Here is a 17,706-nt window from a genome sequence, read left to right on the forward strand (position 1 = left end):
TCCTTTTATGACTCATAGACAAGTCGAGTTAGATTTGCTTTCTTTTGAACGTAATACCGATTTACTGCCTGTATAAATGCTACTGCTGATGCTTGCAATACATCCTGAGCAGATCCTCTTCCATTAATTGTTTCGCCATTAATTATAATTTGAACATGGGATTCTGCCAGGGCGTCTTTACCACCACCAACTGAATTAATCTGATAATCTACCAATGTGATATTTTCTGCAATCAAGTAATTTATCGTTTTATATAATGCCTCCACACTACCATTTCCTTGTTGTGTTGCTTCAATTAGTGACCCATTGGGAGATTCTAAGATGACATTTGCTTTTGGAGTATCCGCTGTATCATAAGATACTCCAAATTGTATTAACTTGTATTTATCAACTACAGTTGAATCTGTTTTAATATCCATCAAAATGGTATATAAATCATCATCTGTTACTTCTTTCTTTTGATCTGTTAATAATTTAAATTGGTCAAATGCCGTTTTGAGCTCTTTTTCTGATAGTTCAACACCGAACTCTTTTAATTTATCTTTAAACGCATGCCTTCCAGAATGTTTTCCAAGAAATAGCGTATTGGAGGACACTCCTACCATTTCTGGAGTAATAATCTCATATGTCTCCGTATTTTTTAATACACCATCTTGGTGAATACCGGATTCATGAGAAAAGGCATTTCTTCCAATTACCGCCTTATTTGCTTGCACATACATACCAGTTAGTTTTGCTACCAAATCACTCGTCCGTTTCGTCTCTTTCAGATTTAATCCTGTTTCAAATGGATAATAATCGGAACGAATTTTTAACGCAACAACCACCTCTTCTAACGCTGCATTTCCTGCTCGCTCACCAATACCATTGATCGTTCCCTCTACTTGTGTAGCCCCATTTTCCACAGCCGCTATTGAATTCGCTACTGCCATCCCAAGATCGTTGTGGCAATGACAAGACAAAGCAACTTGATCAATGTTTGAAACTGTTTCTTTTATAAATCGAAATAATTTCCCATATTCTTCAGGAGTTGTATAACCCACCGTATCCGGCAGATTAATCACGGTTGCTCCAGCTTCAATAACTTTTTCAATAATTTGAGCTAAGAAATTCCAATCCGAACGAGTTGCATCCTCAGCAGACCATTCAATTTCATCAAATCGTTCTTTTGCATAAGCGACCATGTTAACCGCTGTTTCAATCACTTGTTCTGGTGATTTCTTCAATTTATAAGTCATATGAATCGGAGATGTTGCCAGGAAAATATGAATCGCAGGTTTCTCTGCTCCTTTTAACGCTTCATATGCGGTATCGATATCAGATTTTACCGCACGAGCAAGCGCAATGATTGATGAATTCTTGATCGTTGAAGCAATTTGTTTTACCGATTCAAAATCCCCTTTAGAGGAAGCAGGAAACCCTGCCTCCATCCGATCCACACCATATTTTTCAAGTTGCTTTGCTATCTCAAGTTTTTCCGCTTTATTCAAGTTAACTCCTGGAGACTGCTCTCCATCTCGTAATGTTGTGTCAAAAATCTTAATTCGGGACATGAACGTTCACATCCTTTTTCTTAGCATTAATTGGCTGTTTAACAAATGGCATCAACTCACGTAACTCCCTTCCCACAGTTTCAATTGGATGACTATTTTCTCTGCGATTAATCGCATTAAATTGTGGTCTGCCAGCCTGGTTTTCTAAAATCCATCCTTTAGCAAATGATCCAGTTTGAATATCATCAAGAATAGATTTCATACGTTCTTTTGTTTGATCGTCTACCACACGCTGTCCCGATACAAAATCTCCCCATTGTGCTGTATCCGAAATAGAATAACGCATATTTTCTAATCCACCTTCATAAAGAAGATCAACAATTAATTTCATCTCATGAAGACATTCAAAGTATGCTACTTCTGGTTGATATCCAGCATCCGTTAATGTTTCAAATCCTGCTTTGATTAGACTAGTAACTCCTCCGCATAATACTGCTTGCTCCCCGAATAAATCTGTCTCCGTTTCTTCTTGGAAACTTGTTTCGAGTACTCCTGCTCTTGCAGCACCAATTCCTTTTGAATAAGCAAGTGCTACGGCTGTTGCTTCACCAGTATAATCTTGGTGTACTCCATATAGTGCAGGTACTCCAGCTCCCTCTTCAAACGTGCGGCGAACTAAATGTCCAGGTCCTTTTGGAGCAACTAAGAATACATCCACATTCGCTGGAGGTACAATTTGTGTGAAGTGAATATTAAAGCCATGTGCAAATACAAGTGCGTTCCCTTGCTCAAGATTATCTTTAATACTCTCCTCATACACTTTTGGCTGCATTTCATCCGGGAGTAGTACCATTACGACATCTGCCTGATTACTTGCCTCTGCTACAGACAACACATTAAATCCATCTTCTTCCGCTTTTTGCTGTGACTTTCCTTGACGTAATCCTACGACTACATCATATCCAGAATCCCTTAAATTCATCGCATGTGCATGCCCTTGTGATCCATAACCAATTACTGCAATCTTTTTATTTTTTAATACTGCATCCTGAATGTCTTTTTCATATAATACTTTTGCCATTTTAATCTCCCTCTCCATTTATCATTATTTTTAATTTGTGTTCAAAAGTAATTAACCTTTTGCCACTAGATTGAAATCACTGATCGATTGTTCCGGCTGCTGCCCTCTCAAGAAAGCAGTTAAGCCTGTTTTTGTAAGTTCCTTAATTCCATATGGTCTTAACAGAGCAATTAAAGCATCCACCTTATCTGGTTTACCTGTTACTTGAATAATTAGGCTATCTTTACTTACATCAATCACCGCTGCTCGAAATGGTGTAATAATACTTTGGATTTCAGCTCTTGTTTGATTGGTTCCAACCACTTTTATAAGAGCTAACTCTCTTGCAACTAAGGCTTTATCAGTTACATCCATCACTTTTAATACGTCGATTTGTTTATTTAATTGTTTAGTTAGTTGTTCTAGTTTTTGTTTGTCATTAATTTCAACAACGAATGTCATTTTGGATATACCTTCTGTTTCTGATGCTCCTACAGAAATACTTTCAATATTGAATTGCCTTTTATGAAGCATCCCTGTAATGCGATTCAGCACTCCTCCTCTATCCTGTACAGTAGCGATGATAATTCTCTTCATCTTCTCACCCCAATCATTTCTTGGATTCCTGTACCTGGAGCAATCATTGGATAAACTGATGTTTTTTGAACCACTCTGCAATCAATAACTACTGGGCCATCATACGCAAATACTTCAGATAAGATATCGGGTACATCCGCTTCCTTTTCTACCCTCATCCCTCTCACGCCATAACTTTCTGCTAATTTCACAAAGTCTGGGTTTTCTGAAAACAAAGAGTGTGAATATCTTTCTTCGTAAAAACTTTCCTGCCATTGACGAACCATCCCAAGTGCTTCATTGTTTAAAATTATTACTTTTACTGGGAGATTCTGCGATTTCAAAATGGACAATTCTTGTAAAGTCATTTGAAAACCACCATCTCCAACTACTGCTAATACTAAACTGTTTGGTTTAGCAATTTGAGCTCCAATTGCTGCAGGAAAACCAAATCCCATCGTCCCTAACCCACCAGATGTCACCCAATTATGGGGATCCTTAAATGAATAATATTGTGCCGCCCACATCTGATGCTGACCTACATCTGTTGTTACAACAGCTTCTCCATTGGATAATTCATATATTTGCTCCATTAACCATTGGGGAGAGATTAATTCATCCGAACGATCGTACCATAACGGGAAATCCAACTGATTATGTTTCAATTGATGCAGCCAATTTTGATGATTGCATTTTTCTGTTTTATTTTTTAAAAGAGCTGTTAACGCTCGTTTTGCATCAGCAACTACCGGAATATTCGTCTTGATATTTTTACCAATTTCTGCAGGATCGATATCAATGTGCACGATTTTCGCATTTGGTGCAAAATGTTTAATATTTCCTGTCAGTCGGTCATCAAATCGTGCTCCAATATTTATTAACAAATCACATTCATATATCGCCATATTCGCTGCATATGTTCCATGCATCCCAGCCATTCCTAGAGATAATGATTCCTTTCCAGGATAGCTTCCTAACCCAAGTAAGGTTGTAACTACCGGCAGTTGATAGTGATCAGCAAATTGTTTTAATTCATTGGAGGCATCGGAGATAAGAATCCCCGCTCCAGCTAATAGTACCGGCTTCTCCGCTCGTTTTAATGCTTCATTTACTTTTGTAATTTGTAAAGGATTCGGTGTGATTGTTGGCTGATAACCAGGTAAATGAAAATCCGCTTCATAATCATTCACTGTCACTGTTGAAGAAATATTCTTAGGAATATCAACAACGACTGGTCCTGGTCTACCTGTTGTCGCAATATGAAATGCTTCATTTACAATACGAGGCAGGTCAGCTATTTCACTCACTTGGTAGTTATACTTGGTAATAGGTGTGGTGATTCCCATTACATCTGCTTCTTGAAACGCATCTGTTCCAATAACTCCTTTTGCAACTTGACCAGTAAATATGACAAGAGGAATAGAGTCCATCATCGCATCCGTTATCCCAGTAATTAAATTTGTCGCCCCTGGTCCTGAAGTAGCTATCACAACTCCGGGTTTGCCAGAGACCCTCGCATAACCTTCTGCTGCATGAATAGATCCTTGCTCATGTCGCGAAAGCACATGCTCAAAAGATGTTTGATTTCGATGTAACGCATCGTAAATCGGTAATACAGCACCTCCAGGATAACCAAAAACTACTTCGACATTTGCTCTTTCCAATGCTTGCACAAACAAATCAGCACCCGTCACTAAATTACTTTTAACCTCTACCTGCTGGTTTGCATCTACTTTCACAACAGTACCCTCCTTCAGTTAATTTATCTGCTAACAAAAAGACCCTTCTCACCCACATACATGTTCTCTATCATGCATGGGATGAAAAGAGTCTTCTTTTCACGGTACCACCCAGTTTCACAGAATCCTCACGAATCCTGTCTCATCAGCTGCATATCAGCTGTTGGATAACAGGTACACGTTTATGTGCACCCGGCCACATCTACTTAGATAAAAACTATTCAAGTCTAGCTATTGTAAGAAGCAGCTAAACATGAAAAATCTGTTCCATATGGCACTCAGGGACGATGTCAGATCAAAGCACATTTCTGGGCTTCCAGCAACCCCAGCTCTCTGTGAATGCAACTCTTTTGATCCTTTATTCCCGTCAACGAATTAACGATATTAAATTCACATTATGCAGATGTCAGAATAATTATTCTTGTTAGTTAATTGTTATATTGCGGTTAATCATATCTGGTTTTTTTTATGTCGTCAATAGGTTTTCGAAAGTTTTTTAATTATTCCGGATTGTCAGATTTTATGAATGCGTTTACATCATTAACGTGATTAGGTATAGAGTTTTTTATTACATTTATGTAATAAAGTGAAAAAGAACTGACTTTGTTAGATGGAATATATGTCAGAAAACCTTACATATAAGTGATTCTAGGTATTAGGGACGAAAAAAATTGCATTCTTGATAGAAAAATTACTCAATGTGGAATGTCAATTATTAAAGAAACAATTTATTTGTCAATTTGAAAATTAATGTTCGGGTTATAAAAAATAATTGCTTTGATTGTAATGGAAGACGGCGACTCCAGCAGGAATAGTACGAGCTGAAGATCCACTTGAAAAGTGTTTTTCTTTTCAAGTTAGCTGAAGCCGTAGCTGCGGAAAGCGTCCGTCTGTAATGAAAATCAAATCAGCACTTAACAATCAGTATATTGAATAATCAAAAGAAAAAAGCTACCAATGAAGTCTGATTTGACCTCACTGACAGCTTTTGGTTTAGTCTCGATGTAAATAATCTGTTACCGCGCCTTTGGATGAGCAAGTTACATTATGCACGTACTTTCCAAGAATCCCTTTCTTATGTAGTTCAGGGGCTTTCCATTTTCCTTGACGTAGTTTAATTTCATCTGCTGAAACGTCCATGAAAATCTCTCTTTTATCAGAATCTATAGTCACCATATCCCCTTCTTGCAGGAATGCAATCGGTCCACCATCTTGTGCTTCGGGACTTATATGCCCCACGACAAGTCCATGTGTACCACCAGAGAATCTACCATCCGTCAATAAAGCTACCGATTCTCCCATTCCTTTACCTACAAGAATACTAGAAACAGACAACATCTCCGGCATTCCCGGACCACCTTTTGGTCCAACATAGCGAATAACTAATACATCTCCCTCTTTTATTTTGTTATCCAAAATTGCTTGGGTTGCCTCTTTTTCTGTATTAAAAACACGCGCAGGACCTGTGTGTCTTTTCACTTTAACTCCAGATACTTTCGCCACTGCTCCCGTTGGAGATAAATTTCCCTTTAAGACAATCAGAGGACCATCTTCTCTTTTTGGATTATCAAATGGCATAATCACTTGTTGGTTTTCTTTAAGATTAGGAGCTTCTGCTAGATTTTCTGCGATAGTCTTCCCTGTTACGGTTAGACAGTCGCCATGTAAGTAACCATTTTCATATAACAATTTCATTACTGCTTGTACCCCACCAACTCGATGAAGATCTTGCATAACGAAACGCCCGCTTGGTTTTAAGTCTGCTAAATGAGGAACTTTTTTCTGAATACGATTAAAATCATCAATCGTTAAGTCCACTTCTGCTGCATGAGAAACTGCAAGTAAATGCAAAATCGCATTTGTAGAACCACCCAATGCCATAACGACTGTAATAGCATTTTCAAAAGCTTTTTTTGTAAGTATATCTTTTGGATAAATGTCTTTTTCTAATAAATTCTTAATCGCTTCTCCAGCTGCCTCCACATCGGCTCGCTTTTCTTCTGATTCAGCTGGGTTAGAAGAGCTTCCAGGTAAACTGATTCCTAAAGCTTCCGCTGCAGATGCCATTGTATTTGCAGTATACATTCCTCCACATGCACCTGCGCCTGGACAAGCATGACATTCTACTCTTCTTAATTGACCATCGTCAATAGTACCTGCATTATGTTGTCCTACACCTTCAAAAACAGAAACAATATCTATATCTTTCCCATCAATATTTCCTGGTGCAATGGTGCCACCGTATACGAATACAGACGGAACCCCTGCATTAGCAATCGCAATTAAGCACCCTGGTATATTCTTGTCGCATGCTCCAATTGCTACTAATCCATCTAAATTTTCCGCTCCAACAACGGTTTCGATAGAATCAGCAATGATATCTCTACTTGGCAAAGAATAATTCATACCTTGCGTACCCATGGAGATTCCATCTGAAACTGTTATCGTATTAAAGATTAATGGAACAGCATCAGAATGCCGTACTCCTTTTTTTGCAAGAAGAGCTAAATCATTTAAATGTATGTTACACGGGGTTACTTCTGCCCATGTACTCGCTACACCAATCATCGGCTTTTTAAAATCTTCATCTGTTACACCGACCGCACGAAGCATCGCTCTATTTGGAGCTCGCATTGTACCGTCAAATGCTTTACTTTTTATCCGCAAATCTTTTCCCATAAATATTCCACCCTTCTTTTCGGACTATTATATGACTAATATTTTTATAGTTCAATGAATTTCGTCTTTTTAATTTATTTTCTGATAATCAAGCACCTTAAAACTATCGTTGTGTTTTTGAATTTCAGAAATATATTGACAATGGTTTTCAGATTGCTATATTGATAACAACACATCAAATACTTTGCTGATTTACAGCATTAAAAAGGAGTAATAATTATGCTTACTGACCAACACCTCCTTCGTATACCTGGTCCAAGTCCAATACCACCTAGTGTACAACAAGCTATGAATGGCACGATGATTGGACACAGAGGTAAGGAAACAAAAGAACTATTGCAACGTATATTACCTAGATTAAAACCAATTTTTGGCACAAAACAGGATGTAATTCCAATTGCTGGCAGTGGTACTGCAGGGCTGGAAATGGCAGTTACAAATGCTGCAAAACCGGGTGACCATGTACTAGTTATAGTTACTGGGGCATTTGGCGATCGCTTTACAAAGATTTGTAACGCATATAACTTACATGTAAACCGAATTGATGTACCATGGGGAGAGCCAATTGATCCATCTTACATAGAATCATATTTACAAGATCATCCAGAAATTAGTGTAGTTTTTGCAACATTTTGTGAAACTTCTACAGGAGTTTTAAATCCTATTCAAGCTTTAGGGAAAGTAATTCATCATAAATCTAATGCTTTATTGGTTGTAGACGGTGTCTCATGTGTAGCTGGAGTAGAAACAAAAATGGATGAATGGGGAGTAGATATCCTCGTAACTGGTTCTCAAAAAGCATTTATGCTACCAGCTGGTCTAATGTTTATCAGTGCTAGTGAACGTGCCTGGGAAGTCATTGAGAACAATCCACAACAGCGTTTCTATCTTGACATGCGAACCTATAAAAAAAGCTTAGCGGATACTTCTACTCCATTTACACCTGCTTTGTCTTTATTATTTGGTTTGGATCAAGTATTGAACTTAATTGATCAAGAAGGATTAAGTAATGTGTTTAGACGACATCTTCTTGTACGCGATATGACGAGAGAGGCTTTTAAGGCATTAGATATTCCGCTTTTAACCACAGACGAATCAGCTTCACCGACTGTTACTGCTGTTCAACCAAGTGATTTTAATTCTGAAGAACTCAGACAAACATTAAAATCACATTTTAATCTATCACTTGCAGGAGGTCAGCAACATCTAAAAGGAAAAATATTTCGGATAGGACATATGGGATATTGTTCCCCAGCAGATACTTTGCAAACAATCAGTTTAATTGAAATTGGTTTACAACTGATCGGAAAGAATATTGAATTAGGACAAGGCACAGCTGCAGCTCAGCAAATTTATATACAGCAGGAGGTAAGATAAATTATGGCTTTTCAAGTACTTATTAGTGACCCATTAAGTGAAGATGGACTCAAACCACTTCAAGAGGCTGAAAATATTGAACTCGTGATTAATCCGGGATGGAATGAAGAAGAATTATTAGACCAAATTGATGCTTTTGATGCCATATTAGTTCGAAGCCAGACGCAAATTACCCGTTCCTTAATTGAACAAGCGAGTAATTTAAAAATTATAGGTCGCGCTGGTGTTGGTGTCGATAATATAGATCTAGACGCTGCTACAGAGAATGGAGTTATTGTCGTTAATGCTCCAAATGGTAATACAAATTCTGCAGCAGAGCATACAATGGCAATGATTATGGCCTTATCACGAAATATCCCACAAGCTTACCATGCGTTAAAACAAAAACAATGGGATCGAAAACGTTTTGTAGGCGTTGAGTTAAAGCAAAAGACTTTAGGTATTGTCGGGTTAGGAAGAATCGGTGCTGAAGTAGCTGCACGAGCAAAAGGTCAGCGAATGAACGTCATTGCCTACGATCCATTCTTCACAGAAGAAAAAGCAGAGCAGATGGGAGTTCAATATGGGACACTAGAAGATGTATTACGTGCAGGAGATTTTATCACCGTGCATACACCACTGCTTAAGGAAACAAAGCATTTGATTAACAAAGATGCTTTTCACCTAATGAAAGATGGTGTACAAATTATTAATTGCGCTCGTGGCGGAATTATCGACGAAGACGCATTATACGATGCAATTCAGTCAGGAAAAGTAGCAGGTGCTGCACTTGATGTCTTTGAACAAGAACCTTTTACAGATCATAAGTTATTAACTCTACCTGAAGTGGTTGCTACACCTCACTTAGGTGCAAGTACGGTAGAAGCACAAGAAGTGGTTGCTATCGATGTTAGTCATGATGTACTTCGGTTCTCTCAAGGGAAAGCAGTTCGTAACCCAGTAAATATGCCATCAGTTCCAAGCGAGATTATGTATAAAATTGAACCATACTTCCACCTCGCTGAAAAACTTGGTACATTTATTACGGATTTAACAAAAGAAGTGGTAAGCGAAGTGAAAATTACGTATGCTGGTGATTTAGCGGATATCGAAATTGCACCATTAACGCGAAACGCTGTTAAAGGACTTCTAAAGCGCTACTTAGGAAGTAGGATCAATGATGTAAATGCACTGTTCCTAGCTGATCGAAAGGGTATTGAAGTTAGTGAGAGTAAAACGTCGTCTAAAAAAGGGTTTACAAACCTAATCACAATCGAAGTTTCAGGAAAGTTTGGGACTAGAAAAGCAGCAGGGACATTATTAAACGGATTAGGTCCACGCTTAGTTCGTGTAGATGAATATCGTGTAGATATAACACCAGAAGGTCATATGGTCGTTATCCAACATCGTGACCAGCCAGGAGTAATTGGTAGAATGGGGAGTACCATCGCAAAACATAATATTAATATTGCTACGATGCAAGTGGATCGATCAGATATTGGTGGTGACGCTATTATGATTCTTACCATAGATCGACATCTAGCGGATGAAGCATTAAACGAGATTGAAAGCCTAGATGAAATTAAATCCGTTACTGCGATTGATTTATAAATAGTCTTAACCTAATTTCCCAAGAAACTATGGGCGCCTTTTGCGGACACGATTCAACTAACTTGGCTATTTCCAAGTAGATTTTAAATTTGTGCTGTTTCCGCTGGAGTCGCCCATTTTCTTTTTTTATAGTATTAAATCTACTTCCTACACATATTGCATTAATTCAGATGAATTTATAAAATTTGCGTTAATAATTCGTCTAAAGATTTTATTTCATACGTAGGTTGAATATCCGTTTCATTGTTTTGATTAAATCGATTTAGCCATACAGAAGGAATTCCTTGATGATTCGCTCCAATAATGTCTGTATGCAAATTATCTCCAACCATCAACACATCTTGAGACCGTAACTCTAGTGTTGATAATGCTAGATTAAATATCACTGTATCAGGTTTACCTACACCCACATCACCTGAAATAATAATATGTTCAAAATAAGGTACTAATTCCGGCGATAAATCCAATTTTAGATTTTGTAAGCTAGGCGAACCATTTGTCAAAAGTAACAGTGGTAACTTCTTTTGTAACTTTTCCAGTACTTCTATTGCATCAGAAAATACACAGGCTGTTTGTTTTCTATTTTCACGAAAAGCATTTGCAAGCTGATTTGCATAGTTCTCATCTTCAATTCCAAAATCTCGTAGGCCTTGATTCCAAGATTCTTTTTGATAATGCGGAGCAATTTCTTTTAAATTTTCAAAGCTGCTTCCTTTATCATCAAACGTAGCCCATAGACCTTCAAAAGGATTTATACCAATTTTTTTAGTGAATTCATAGGTTTCGTATGATGCATACAGGTTTCGAGCATGCTTTCTTACACTATCCTCTAGACTTTTAGCATCAACACCTTTAGCTTGATTTGCCTTTTGACATGTGAGATCAAATGCATCTTGTACACTTTTTTTATCCCACAGCAATGTATCATCTAAATCAAACATGATTGCTTTAACCAAAATATATCCTCCCTTATCCAATAATTCTCTTTAATAAACAATATATTACTAATTTAACATAATTAATTTAAAATTTAGGCTTGATAAAATCTTTTTTATGTCTTATGATAAATAGAAATTTACCAACAGCAAGGGAGACGTTTGATATGGAAGAACAAACAATTCGCGTACAACGAAGTGAAACAAAGAAAGAGAAACCTCAGTCCGATCAGTTGATTTTTGGAAGATCTTTTACGGATCATATGTTTGTCATGGATTACTCTGATCCTTTGGGATGGCATAATGCGAGTATTGTACCATATCAACCACTAACGATTGACCCTTCTTCAATGATTTTTCATTATGGTCAATCTGTTTTTGAAGGATTAAAGGCATTCCGTACCGATAGCGGAGATATTCAATTATTCCGTGCGGAGAAAAACCTAGAGCGTTTAAATCGGTCAAATGATCGTCTATGTATTCCGCAAATCGATGAAGAGTTCACACTAAAAGCAATAAAACAGTTAATCTCCATCGATAAGGATTGGGTTCCGAGCGCAGAAGGAACATCCCTATATATTCGTCCGTTTATTATTTCAACAGAGGCTTATATTGGGGTAGCACCATCGATGAGTTATAAGTTAATCGTCATTTTATCTCCAGTAGGTGCTTATTACAAAGAAGGAATAAACCCGGTCAAAATTGCTGTTGAAGATCACTATGTACGAACGGTGAAAGGTGGTACTGGTGAAGCAAAAACTGGTGGAAACTATGCATCAAGTCTAAAAGCACAAGAAATTGTAGCTAAACAAGGGTTTGCACAAGTTCTTTGGTTAGATGGTGTTGAGAAAAAGTATGTTGAAGAAGTTGGAAGTATGAATGTCTTCTTCAAAATTAATGGAGAAGTTTTCACTCCTCAATTGAACGGAAGCATTCTTTCAGGAGTGACTCGTAGTTCTGTTATTGAACTATTAAAACATTGGGGCGTTCCTGTATCTGAAAAACGAATTTCAATTCAGGATTTATATCAAGCTTATTTAGACGGCGAGCTAGAAGAAGCTTTTGGATCAGGTACAGCTGCTGTTATTTCACCAATCGGTCAACTTACTTGGGAAGGTAAAGATATGATTATCAATAATGGTGAAACCGGCGAACTTTCTAAACGCATTTACGATACAATTACTGGTATTCAATATGGCGATTTAGATGATCCATTCCAATGGGTTCAAGGCATTGAAGCAAAGAGTCCAGTGAAACATTGAAAAAACCGTAATAAATATTAATATGATAAATCCCCCTTATAATTGTATCAAAAGGGGGATTTTGTTCATTAATACTATATTGGTTACAATTATCATATAGACTTGTTCTACTTACCCTAAAAGTTTCAATTTTGTATTGCTTTTCTGCATCCATTACTACTTCTTCAATCTTCCTTTCTTTCTCATCATTTTTCTCATCCTGTCCGATTTTCTGTCTTTCTTCTAATTCTATATTACGAATATAGAGTGGTAATGATGTTATAAAATAGTATTATCTTTAAATAGACGTGATTTTATAAACAACATAATCATGTCCTCTACTCTTTTATAGTAATTTATTACCTGCAGCTTGCCATAATCCATACCATTCTTGCCTAGTTAAATCTATTTCCGATGCTTTTACAATATTTGTAAGACGAATTGGTGTCATAGTACCAATAATTGTTAGTATATTTGCAGGATGGCGTAAAATCCATGCTACTGCAATTGCTGACTTACTTACATCATACTTATCCGCCAACTGTTGTAGTTCTGCATTTAACTCTGGATAGTCATCACTATCAACAAATAACCCATCAAAGAAACCATGACGGAAGGGTGACCACGCTTGTATGGTAATATCATTCAAACGACTATAGTCTAAAATACTACCATCACGATCTGATGCTTGCTCAAAGTTCGTATTTACGAAAAGTCCCTGATTCATCAATCCTGAATTAGTAAGACTTAATTGGAGTTGATTCGTTAGAATAGGTTGTTTTAAGTACTTTTCCAATAATTTAATTTGCATCGAATTATGATTACTTACACCAAAGAAACGCACCTTGCCACTTTCATGAAGTGCTGAAAATGCTTCAGCTACTTCTTCTGGTTCCATTAGAGCATCTGGACGATGTAGTAAAAATACATCTAAATAATCCGTATTCAATCTTTGTAAACTTTCCTCTGCTGATTTAATGATATGTTGTTTTGAAAAATCATAATACCCATTTCTAATACCTGTTTTCGATTGAATGATGATATCTTCTCGTCGTACTTCACGAGGGAGACCTTCTGCAAAAATTTCCTCCGATTTACCTTTCCCATAAATATCTGCATGATCAAAGAAATTTACACCATGCTCTATTGAATTTGAAATAACTCTTTCAACTTCGGCTTTTGTTAGTTTGTTCATACTCATACAACCTAAAGCAATAGCAGGTACTTCTAATCCACTTTTACCTAATTCCATTTTTTTCATCTGATCACCTCTAAAACTACTATATCATTTAATAGAGCATTTAAGGTGATGTTTAGTAATCGTGCAACTGTCTTTTGAAAGAGAATTATTAAAGAACTACAGTCCAAAAGCATTTATCCTATCTTTTGGATTGCTTTTATTTTGGGAACATATATGAAATTTACTTTACCTATTTGATTTGTTACCTTTACCTTTGGAAATATATCGAGATTTATTTTACTTTTTTGATTTATTTCTTTTACTTCTGGGAACATAAACAAATTTCTCTATGCACTCCATATAATTACTATTCGAATTTTCAACCTATGATAGAGAAGGACCGTGCTAAATAGCACAGCCCTCTTAGATCATCAATGTTCTGTTACTCAGATTGACGATCTAGTGCTGGTCATCATTTCGATAAGCCATGCTATCTTCAGCAATGCTTATCATTCTTTTGACCATCTCGCCACCCACCGATCCGTTTTCCCGTGCTGTGGTATCAGCACCTAATTGAACGTGCATCTCACTCGCGATTTCTTCTTTCATTTGGTTTAATGCACGATCTGCCTGCGGTACTAACAACTTATTTCTACGTCTGTCAGCCACATGATCACTCCTCGGTGTAATTGAACAGCAGTTATACACACTGTTCTTTCATCATTTTTTGTCAATTTATCTTTTTTATGCTCGGAAAACACTTCCAGCCTAACTGTTATCTTATTTTCACAGTAAAGGAAAAATTATCGTTCTAATCCTACATTTAATTTCATACATTACCCATGTGCGATTTTTTAGTACTGGGAGGAAATAGTAAATGGTAAAGTGTTATCATGAAGTTAAATTAAACAGTAATAGTATACAGGTTTGGGAATTTATTGAAGACTGGTCCAATTGGGTAGAAATTGTTCCCGGCTATCAAAGTCATCAAATCGTATCTAATGAAGAATCGATTTGGAAAATACATGGCGAATTTGGCTCTTTAAAAAAGGACACACACATCCATGTACGCATTTTAGAAATAAAAGCTCCTTCATCCATTCTTTTTAAGGTTGATGCTTTAAAAGAACAATGTATTGGTGAAGGTAGCTTCCATGTAAAATCATTTAATCAGAATGACACCATAGTTTCTGTAAATATGAAATTAACAATAAAAGGCTGGAAAGGTACGATGCTTTATCCCGTCGTAAAGCAATTACTCCCAAAAATATTAGAAGATTTCATGGAAAAAATTTCGACAAAAATAAAAACACCAAATAAACAACAACGTTCCATGAGAGTGAATATTCCAATATAAATAAAGATAGTATTTACTCCTTTCCCCTCCAGTGATACAGTATAAGAGGTATGTTTGAGGGAAAGGATACAGTTTACATGGATAAATTAAAACAAAACAAAGTTATAAGAGAATATTTGTATATTATTGTCGGAGCAACACTTGTAGGACTTTCTTATAATATCTTCTTTTTACCTGCAAGGCTTGCTGCAGGCGGTATTTCTGGCATTAGTACAATTTTATTTGAATTATATGAACTAAGTCCTGCATTAACACAATTGGTTATTAATATTCCAATTTTTATTATTGGTTGGATTGCATTAGGAAAAGACTTTAGTTTCAAAACATTGGTTGGAACATTCTGGGTTCCTTTTATTATATTTTTAAGTGCTGAAATACCTGTTACAGTGACGAATCCACTTTTGGGTGCGTTATATGGTGGTTTATTACTTGGTGTAGGGTTAGGTATTGTATATAAAGGAAATGGATCTACTGGTGGAACAGCAGCAATTGCCCAGATTGTTAAAAAGTTCACCGGTATATCTAGCGGATACTCCCAGTTTATTGTTGATGGACTTGTCGTAATAGGTTCCATTATTGTATTTAGTGTCGAGCTTACTTTATTTGCACTAATGGCTATTTATATTTCTGGAAAAGCAATTGATTTCGTACAATTGCGTACTTCGTCCACTAAATTAATTATGATCATTACCGAAGATGAAGAAGGCGTTCAAAAACTGATCCAAAATGGAATCGATCGTGGACTTACAAAAATCCGTTCCGTAGGTGGTTACTCCAAACTTGATAAAACCATGATACTTTGTGTTGCAGAACAAACTGAAGCAGTAAAATTAAAAAGACTCTTACAGACTGAATCTCCAGAGTCCTTTGTCATATTTATAAATGCATCTGAAATTCTTGGAAAAGGATTTTCACTCGATCGTTATTCTGGACAAAAATTATAAGGTTTTATTATACAGAACTACAATTCAAGAGATTGTAGTTCTGGTTTTGTCTTACTTGGTTTTTTAACGTTGAATAACTTAATTCTGGTAGCGATAATTGAATGTCCTCTCAGTGTATTCGTGCACTTCTTGTTAAAAGAATTCGTATTACCTGTTCTTACGGATCGTGCCATCTCAAATTACCCCCTACTTTTTTGAAGAGCTTGATGAATATCGCTTTTTATATCCTCCACATCTTCTAATCCAACTGATATACGAATCTGATCTGGTGTCACACCCGTCCTTTTTTGTTGTTCTGGGGTTAATCTTGCGTGTGTCGTACTTGCAGGATGAATTACCAGCGTCTTCGAATCGCCAATATTTGCAACGTGTGATAATAAATTTAACGATTGAATAAACGTTTTCGCTGCTTCATGCCCTCCTTCTATTCCAAATGTAAAAATCGCTCCGGCCCCTTGAGGTAAATAGGTTTTTGCAAGTTCATATTGATGATTTCCTGATAATCCAGGGTAATTTACCCAGGTTACTCTTTCATGTTCACTTAAATACGTAGCAATTTGTCTCGTATTTATTACGTGTTGCTTCATTCGTAATGGTAGTGATTCTAATCCTTGAATAAATAACCACCCATTAAACGGAGATAATGCTGTCCCAATGTCATGTCCTAATTCAAATCGCGCTTTTGAAATAAATGCATTGGCATTTTTTAGTTCGATATAAGATTGATTGTTTAAAGAACTTTTAGGTGTTGTAAATTCAGGGAAATTTCCGTTTGCCCAGTTAAATTCCCCTGAATCAACGATAATCCCACCGATAGATGTTCCATGTCCTCCTATAAACTTTGTAGTTGAATGGACTACAATATCTGCACCAAATGTAAATGGCCGTTGTAAATATGGAGTAGTAAATGTAGAATCAACGACTAAAGGTATTCCATGATTATGCGCTATAGTGCTTAACGCTTTGATATCAGCTATTTGCAATCCAGGATTACCAATTGTTTCCGTAAAGATTGCCTTCGTATTCTCATTAATGGATGAGGATATTTCCGAGAAGTTTGTGCCATCGACAAAACGGACCGTTACACCAAAGCGTTTAAACGTCTCAGAAAATAGATTATAAGTACCACCATACAACTCATTTGTTGCCACAATTTCATCGCCTACTTTCGCAAGTGTTAATAAAGCAATGGTAATAGCGGATTGTCCAGAAGAAACTGCAAATGCATCAATTCCTCCCTCTAATTCTGCTATGCGCTTTTCCAGAACTCGGTTTGTTGGATTTGCATTACGAGAATAAATGTAGCCAGCTTCTTGCATTTGAAAAAGAGACGCAGCTTGTTCCGGACTTTCGAACCCATAGGATGTAGTTTGATAAATAGGTACCGCCCTAGCATTCGTTTCCTTATCAAACTCCTGTCCTCCATGTTGAGCAATCGTATTAAAATTTAAAGTTCCATCAGATTTATTAGTCAATATTATTCCTCCCTCTTCATTCAAAAAACCTCTATTCTGCAATAAGAATAGAGGTTAGCA

Annotated in this window: 14 protein-coding genes; 5 read left to right on the plus strand and 9 right to left on the minus strand. The window is 36.8% G+C overall.

The window, feature by feature from the left end:
* Positions 1-5 precede the first annotated feature (5 nt).
* The 5 genes from C794_RS14165 to ilvD all read right to left on the minus strand — a co-directional run bounded on the left by C794_RS14165 (position 6) and on the right by ilvD (position 7,547).
* Complete coding sequence (locus tag C794_RS14165; RefSeq protein WP_017797807.1) at positions 6-1,553, minus strand: 2-isopropylmalate synthase; 1,548 nt, start codon at positions 1,551-1,553, stop codon at positions 6-8.
* Entirely contained in the window at positions 1,540-2,574 is a 1,035-nt protein-coding gene (ilvC, locus tag C794_RS14170) for a ketol-acid reductoisomerase (RefSeq protein WP_017797808.1), read from the minus strand. Before ilvC ends, C794_RS14165 begins: the two co-directional genes overlap by 14 nt.
* Positions 2,575-2,625: 51 nt before the next feature.
* Positions 2,626-3,150, minus strand: a complete 525-nt coding sequence (ilvN, locus tag C794_RS14175; protein WP_011067015.1) for an acetolactate synthase small subunit — start codon at positions 3,148-3,150, stop codon at positions 2,626-2,628.
* Positions 3,147-4,868 (minus strand): biosynthetic-type acetolactate synthase large subunit, encoded by a 1,722-nt coding sequence (gene ilvB, locus C794_RS14180; protein WP_017797809.1) that lies wholly within the window; start codon positions 4,866-4,868, stop codon positions 3,147-3,149. The genes ilvN and ilvB overlap by 4 nt, the downstream gene beginning before the upstream one ends.
* A gap of 993 nt (positions 4,869-5,861) precedes the next feature.
* Positions 5,862-7,547: a dihydroxy-acid dehydratase gene (gene ilvD / locus C794_RS14185; RefSeq protein WP_017797810.1), complete on the minus strand. Its 1,686-nt coding sequence runs from the start codon at positions 7,545-7,547 to the stop codon at positions 5,862-5,864.
* 219 nt (positions 7,548-7,766) lie between these two features.
* On the opposite strand from ilvD, the gene C794_RS14190 reads away from it, so the two are divergent.
* Both C794_RS14190 and serA read left to right on the plus strand, forming a co-directional pair.
* Positions 7,767-8,924 (plus strand): pyridoxal-phosphate-dependent aminotransferase family protein, encoded by a 1,158-nt coding sequence (locus C794_RS14190; RefSeq protein ID WP_017797811.1) that lies wholly within the window; start codon positions 7,767-7,769, stop codon positions 8,922-8,924.
* A gap of 3 nt (positions 8,925-8,927) precedes the next feature.
* Positions 8,928-10,514, plus strand: a complete 1,587-nt coding sequence (gene serA / locus C794_RS14195) for a phosphoglycerate dehydrogenase (RefSeq protein WP_017797812.1) — start codon at positions 8,928-8,930, stop codon at positions 10,512-10,514.
* Between the two features lie 176 nt (positions 10,515-10,690).
* Here serA and C794_RS14200 read toward each other — a convergent pair whose 3' ends face one another.
* Entirely contained in the window at positions 10,691-11,470 is a 780-nt protein-coding gene (locus C794_RS14200) for an HAD family hydrolase (RefSeq protein WP_017797813.1), read from the minus strand.
* Between the two features lie 146 nt (positions 11,471-11,616).
* Between C794_RS14200 and C794_RS14205 the strand changes: the two genes are divergently transcribed.
* Complete coding sequence (locus C794_RS14205; protein WP_017797814.1) at positions 11,617-12,711, plus strand: branched-chain amino acid aminotransferase; 1,095 nt, start codon at positions 11,617-11,619, stop codon at positions 12,709-12,711.
* Between the two features lie 325 nt (positions 12,712-13,036).
* On the opposite strand, the gene C794_RS14210 is transcribed toward C794_RS14205, so the two are convergent.
* Both C794_RS14210 and C794_RS14220 read right to left on the minus strand, forming a co-directional pair.
* On the minus strand, positions 13,037-13,951 hold the full coding sequence (locus C794_RS14210) for an aldo/keto reductase (RefSeq protein ID WP_017797815.1): 915 nt from the start codon (positions 13,949-13,951) through the stop codon (positions 13,037-13,039).
* A 378-nt stretch (positions 13,952-14,329) separates the two neighbouring features.
* Positions 14,330-14,539, minus strand: a complete 210-nt coding sequence (locus C794_RS14220) for an alpha/beta-type small acid-soluble spore protein (protein ID WP_017797817.1) — start codon at positions 14,537-14,539, stop codon at positions 14,330-14,332.
* Between the two features lie 208 nt (positions 14,540-14,747).
* Here C794_RS14220 and C794_RS14225 point away from each other — a divergent pair, with 208 nt between their 5' ends.
* Both C794_RS14225 and C794_RS14230 read left to right on the plus strand, forming a co-directional pair.
* Positions 14,748-15,227, plus strand: coding sequence for an SRPBCC family protein (locus C794_RS14225; protein ID WP_017797818.1), 480 nt, complete (start codon positions 14,748-14,750; stop codon positions 15,225-15,227).
* A gap of 77 nt (positions 15,228-15,304) precedes the next feature.
* Positions 15,305-16,171: a YitT family protein gene (locus tag C794_RS14230; RefSeq protein WP_017797819.1), complete on the plus strand. Its 867-nt coding sequence runs from the start codon at positions 15,305-15,307 to the stop codon at positions 16,169-16,171.
* Positions 16,172-16,350: 179 nt separating this feature from the next.
* Here C794_RS14230 and C794_RS14240 read toward each other — a convergent pair whose 3' ends face one another.
* Positions 16,351-17,646: an O-acetylhomoserine aminocarboxypropyltransferase/cysteine synthase family protein gene (locus tag C794_RS14240; protein ID WP_017797821.1), complete on the minus strand. Its 1,296-nt coding sequence runs from the start codon at positions 17,644-17,646 to the stop codon at positions 16,351-16,353.
* Positions 17,647-17,706: the final 60 nt, after the last annotated feature.

This window comes from Oceanobacillus kimchii X50, from assembly GCF_000340475.1.
Taxonomy (GTDB): domain Bacteria; phylum Bacillota; class Bacilli; order Bacillales; family Amphibacillaceae; genus Oceanobacillus; species Oceanobacillus kimchii.

Bases quoted from the DNA above. Each gene is read 5' to 3' on its own strand.
- C794_RS14165 (WP_017797807.1), bottom strand. From the start codon at position 1,553: ATGTCCCGAATTAAGATTTTTGACACAACATTACGAGATGGAGAGCAG.
- ilvC (WP_017797808.1), bottom strand. From the start codon at position 2,574: ATGGCAAAAGTATTATATGAAAAAGACATTCAGGATGCAGTATTAAAA.
- ilvN (WP_011067015.1), bottom strand. From the start codon at position 3,150: ATGAAGAGAATTATCATCGCTACTGTACAGGATAGAGGAGGAGTGCTG.
- ilvD (WP_017797810.1), bottom strand. From the start codon at position 7,547: ATGGGAAAAGATTTGCGGATAAAAAGTAAAGCATTTGACGGTACAATG.
- C794_RS14190 (WP_017797811.1), top strand. From the start codon at position 7,767: ATGCTTACTGACCAACACCTCCTTCGTATACCTGGTCCAAGTCCAATA.
- serA (WP_017797812.1), top strand. From the start codon at position 8,928: ATGGCTTTTCAAGTACTTATTAGTGACCCATTAAGTGAAGATGGACTC.
- C794_RS14205 (WP_017797814.1), top strand. From the start codon at position 11,617: ATGGAAGAACAAACAATTCGCGTACAACGAAGTGAAACAAAGAAAGAG.
- C794_RS14210 (WP_017797815.1), bottom strand. From the start codon at position 13,951: ATGAAAAAAATGGAATTAGGTAAAAGTGGATTAGAAGTACCTGCTATT.
- C794_RS14225 (WP_017797818.1), top strand. From the start codon at position 14,748: ATGGTAAAGTGTTATCATGAAGTTAAATTAAACAGTAATAGTATACAG.
- C794_RS14230 (WP_017797819.1), top strand. From the start codon at position 15,305: ATGGATAAATTAAAACAAAACAAAGTTATAAGAGAATATTTGTATATT.